General features: G+C 63.9%; 5 protein-coding genes. All 5 read right to left on the reverse strand.

Annotated elements, in window-relative coordinates; all coding sequences use genetic code 11:
* A partial coding sequence (locus tag JOZ76_RS09035; RefSeq protein ID WP_291698283.1) for a TadE/TadG family type IV pilus assembly protein occupies positions 1-238 on the reverse strand: 238 nt, incomplete at its 3' end.
* 215 nt (positions 239-453) lie between these two features.
* Positions 454-1,182, reverse strand: a complete 729-nt coding sequence (locus tag JOZ76_RS09040) for an energy transducer TonB (RefSeq protein ID WP_291698284.1) — start codon at positions 1,180-1,182, stop codon at positions 454-456.
* The gene (gene exbD, locus JOZ76_RS09045; protein WP_291698285.1) at positions 1,179-1,613 is read right to left on the reverse strand and encodes a TonB system transport protein ExbD; all 435 of its coding nucleotides are present in this window, start codon (positions 1,611-1,613) and stop codon (positions 1,179-1,181) included. Before exbD ends, JOZ76_RS09040 begins: the two co-directional genes overlap by 4 nt.
* 4 nt (positions 1,614-1,617) lie before the next feature.
* The gene (gene exbB / locus JOZ76_RS09050; protein ID WP_291698287.1) at positions 1,618-2,355 is read right to left on the reverse strand and encodes a tonB-system energizer ExbB; all 738 of its coding nucleotides are present in this window, start codon (positions 2,353-2,355) and stop codon (positions 1,618-1,620) included.
* 109 nt (positions 2,356-2,464) lie between these two features.
* Positions 2,465-4,641: TonB-dependent receptor (locus JOZ76_RS09055; RefSeq protein ID WP_291698286.1), on the reverse strand; the 2,177-nt coding region annotated here is incomplete at its 5' end.

Below are 4,641 nucleotides of genomic sequence, written 5' to 3' on the forward strand. Positions count from 1 at the left end.
CGGTCTGGCCCGAGCCGGAGTCCAGCACCTGCTTGCCGGCCGTCGAGCCGGCGAGCAGCGCCGAGTCGAGCGCGTCTTGCAACTTGGTGCGCTGCTTGTTGGCGATCGAGTAATCGACCGCGACACCGACGAATCCGAGCACGACGATTCCGGCGAGCGCGAAGATGATCGCGATATTGCCGCGGCGGTCCCGGCCGAAGGCCGCGAGTGTCGCGATGAATGAAGAGCGGAGATTCACGTGCGAAGGTCCATAAGGTCAATAGGTTAGCCCGGCCGTGCCAAGCGCACGCGACCCGGCGCCTTTCTGGTCGCCCGGGTGAGATCATTGCCCAATTGAAGCGGCGGCCTCAACCGCGCCTGCTGGGCCACGCGCTCCCAGACTTCCCGCGCGGTTTCTGGATTCGGGTTAATTTTACGAACCGTAGGAATACGGGGGTATTGCCTGCAACGCCTTCAGCCCGATTGGGAAAACTCGACCGGAGCGACGTAGGAATCCTGCGTACCCGGCTTTGCGGCTGGGAACGGTGGAAACGGGCTCGCGCGTTTCAGAACGTCGAGGGCCTCTTCATCGAGCGCGCGGCTGCCCGACGATTTCGTTACGACGCTCTCGATCACGCGGCCGCCGCGATCCAGCACGAATTGCACCACGACCGTGCCATGCGCGCCGCGTAGCGCCCGCGGGTAGCGCTTGAAGCGCTGCAGATGGCCGAACACCAGCGCGTTATAGGCATTCGACGCCGCCTGACTGAACGGCGCGACGCGTTCGTTCTTCGGCGCGGCGCGCGTTTCCGGGGCCGGCGGCATGACTTCGGGCTTGGGCTGTTCAACCTTCTGCTGGACTTCCGGCAGCGTGACGTCAGCCTGTTGCTGCGGCGTCGGCTGCATCACTTCCTCGGCCGGCTTCTCCTCGACCTTGGGCGGCTCCTTTGGCGTCTCGTCGGCCTGTTGCATCGTCGGGCCGACCGCGACGTCCTCATTCTGAACCTCGGGCGAACTGGCCTGGACGGGCGCCAGCGACACCGTGATGGCCGGGAGAATGTTGGGCTCCGCTGCGGGCTGGCGCGCATACCAGAGCGCGACCGCGGCGATGATCGCCGCATGCGCGAGCAGAATCGCCAGCGTCGCGAACATCCAGCGCGCGAGGCCGCGCTCTTCCGGCAGATGCAGCGCGTGGGCGTTCATGGCTTGCCCGGCGGGGTTTCGAGCCCGACCAACGCGAGCTTCAGGTAGCCGGCGTCGCGCAGCGTATTCATCACCTCCATCAGTTCGCCGTAACTGAGTGCCTTGTCGCCGCGGATGAAGATCGTCTCATCCTTGTGATTGTTGGTGGCGGTATCGAGCGCCTGCGCGAGCGCGTCACGGGTTACGACGGCCTCTCCGACTGCGATCGACTGGTCCTCTTTGATGGTCACGAACACCGGCTTGTCCGGCCGCGGTTGTTCCGGCGCGGTGCTGGCGGGCAGGTTGACGCCGATATCGACCGTCGCGAGCGGCGCGGCCACCATGAAGATGATCAAGAGCACAAGAATGACATCGATGAAGGGCGTGACGTTGATCTCGTGCTGGATCTCGAGGTCGTCGCCGCCGGCGCGGGAGCCAAGACGCATCGCCATGACGCTACTCCGCCGCGCGCGACAGTGCCGCCGCGCGAATGCCTTGCCCCCGGCTGATGATCAGCAGCAGTTGCGCCGAGGCGTCGCCGAGCAGGGTGCGATAGCCCGATATGACGCGGGCAAGGTGATTGTAGATCACCACCGCCGGTATCGCGGCGACCAGCCCGAGCGCGGTCGCAAGCAGCGCCTCGGCGATGCCGGGCGCCACCACGGCGAGGTTGGTGGTGTGGGATTCGGAAATGCCGATGAACGAGTTCATGATGCCCCATACCGTGCCGAACAGGCCGACAAAGGGCGCGGTTGCGCCGATGGTCGCGAGAATGCCAATGCCACGCGAGACCTGCCGGGTCATCGCCGCCTCCACGCGCTCCAGCCGGAGCGCGACGCGTTCCTTGAAGCCGTCGTCGACGATGCCGCCGGACAATTCGGCTTCGCGCGCTGTGGACCGGATCAGTTGTGCGATCGCATCCCTCGCGTCCGCGCAGGCGCGTGTCGCCTCTGCGAGCCCGGCGCCGGCTTCGAGCATTCCGATCCGGCGCCGCGCGCGACGCCTGGCAAGTGCGAGCTCGATGGTCTTGGCGAGCCACACCGTCCAGGTCACCAGCGAGGCAAAGGCGAGCCCCACCATGACGGCCTTCACGACAATGTCGGCATTGAGGAACATGCCCCAGGGCGACAGGTTGTGCGGCAGCAGGGGATTTTGGCCTTGCGCGAGGGCAGGGCGTACCATCGCAATGGTCATCGAAAGAATTGGAATTGCCGGCCCGGCGCGGCGCCAAATCCCCGGGCGCGACTGCTTTTCAGTTTTCTGGTGCATCTGGCTCGCTCTTCGAATAGAACCCCCGGCCACGTCATATCTTCTGGGAAATGCCGAAGAAGAATCCTCGGCGCGGTCCGAATTGCGGCGCGAACACGCCGATTCCAGTGCCATTCCTGATCTCATAGATCTTGTCGAACACGTTCACGACATCGAAGCGCAGCGTGGTCGGCCTGTCTGGCGCGACAAAATGGAAGTCGTGCGACACGCCCATGTTGACCTGGGTGTAGGACGGCTGGTGATCGAGGTTGGCAAAGCCCGAGCGAAGCCCGCTGCCATAGATCATGGACGCGGTAAACTTCGTATCGTACCATTGGTAGGAGGCACCGGCCGACGCCGTCAGGATCTGGCTGTGATCGGTGTAGACATAGTGGGTCGCGATGTAGGCCAAGCGATCGGGATCGAACAGGAACTGGTTCGAGACGATATCGGTGCCGAGTTGGCGCGCCCAGGCGACGTTGCCGTACATTCTCAGGTTACCCATCGTGTAGGTCGCCTTGAACTCGAGCCCGAGATTGTTCGCCTTGTCGTAGTTGAAGCCGTTGAGCACATAGGCCTGGCCGAACTGTCCGTCATCGAGCAGATCGCGCGCGAGCTTGAAATAGCCGTCGACACCGACCTCGAGGCCGGGGATCGGCCACACCTTCTGCACCACGCCGACGTCGAAGATGTGCGCCCGTTCCGGCAGCACCGGATCGTTCTGGGTCACCGTGGGCGCCGCGACCGTGCCCTGGAACAGCGCAATGTTGGTCGGCGCCGCAATCACCTGCGGAGGCGGCGTGAAGGTCCGCGCGTAGCCGGCATGAACGGTGGTACCTTCCTGGGGCACCCAGGTCAGGCTGATACGTGGGCTGAATTGATTGGCATCGACATATTGCCACATCTGATCGAACCGTAGCCCCGCGTTCAGGGTGAGGTTGTTGGTGATCTTCCATTCGTCCTGCACATAGCTGCCGAACAGCCAGCCAAGCTTGCTGCTGGAATCGTAGATGGTGACCGGCGGAAGCGGGCTGCCAGTAACCGGGTCGAACGCCTGACCGTTCACAGGATCGCCAGGGAATGTCGTGTTGATGCCGGTCACCAGAGAGCGCTCACCACTGACCATGAAGCCAAACCGCAAGGTGTGCGCGTCGGCGATGCGCCAGGCGGTGTCTTCCTGGATGCCATTGACGTAGCTCTGACGGTACACGTCCGACGCTATGCCATTAATCAGCAGATCTCCGATCGGGTCCGGCATGAAGTGCAGCTGACTGTATCGATTGAAGTAGGAGATCTGGTAGTCGATGCCTTCCGCCGAATGCTGGTAGGCCAGCACGTTGAAGTCGTTGATCTCCTGCTGCCGTTCGTTCAGGAACGCGGAATCGAAGGTCGAGACGTCCGCGGTCATGAAGTTGGCCGTCTGCCCCGGATTGTTGGGGATCTGGTACAGCCCGTTCGACACGCCGCCGATATAGGTGAGGCGGCTTTCGGGGTCGAGCACCGTCGAAACGTAGGCAAAGCCCTTTTCCTGTTGTGTGCGGTCGTGGATGGCCTCATTTGCGGGCGTCGGATTCTCGATGCCGAGATTGTTGTAGAGATAGCGACCGGACACGTAGTACTGCGTCTGTCCGACCGTGCCGCCGTATTCGGCGAACGGCGTGACGGTCTGATGGCTGCCGCCATAGACGCTGACCGTGCCGGTATTGTTGAATGCGTCGGTCTTGGTCTGGATGTCCAGCACGCCGGCCGTGCGCAGTCCGTATTGCGCAGGCAGCGCGCCTGTCAGCAGCGTTGCGCTGCCGACGATACCGGTGTCGAGGATCTGTCCGAACGCGCCGACCCCATCGGGCAGCATGATGCCGTTGATGCGGTATTGCAGGTTGGCATGCTCGTTACGCACATGCAGTTCGCCGCTCGCGGCCGAATCCTGGTGCACGCCGGGGAACTGCAGCAGCACCTTGTCGAGCGTCGAGTTGTTCCCTTGCGGCAGCGCTTCTATGGCTTGATGCGTCACCTCGTAGGCGGCGGCCCCGACCGGCGGGAAGATGTTCCGCCGTGCCGAGTCGAATTTCTCGTTCTGCGTGGCCACCACCTGCTGCTGCGTTGGCGGTGCGGGCGGCGGGTTGGTTACGACCTGAGGCGGGCGCTGGCGCGGCCGCGGCCGCTCCCGCGGAGCCGTGACGCGCGTGGTGGGCAGGACATTCGGACCCGCCTGCTGCGCGGGCGGCGCCG

The organism is Bradyrhizobium sp. (assembly GCF_019244115.1).
Lineage (GTDB): Bacteria > Pseudomonadota > Alphaproteobacteria > Rhizobiales > Xanthobacteraceae > Bradyrhizobium.

Bases quoted from the DNA above. Each gene is read 5' to 3' on its own strand.
- JOZ76_RS09040 (WP_291698284.1), bottom strand. From the start codon at position 1,182: ATGAACGCCCACGCGCTGCATCTGCCGGAAGAGCGCGGCCTCGCGCGC.
- exbD (WP_291698285.1), bottom strand. From the start codon at position 1,613: ATGGCGATGCGTCTTGGCTCCCGCGCCGGCGGCGACGACCTCGAGATC.
- exbB (WP_291698287.1), bottom strand. From the start codon at position 2,355: ATGACCATTGCGATGGTACGCCCTGCCCTCGCGCAAGGCCAAAATCCC.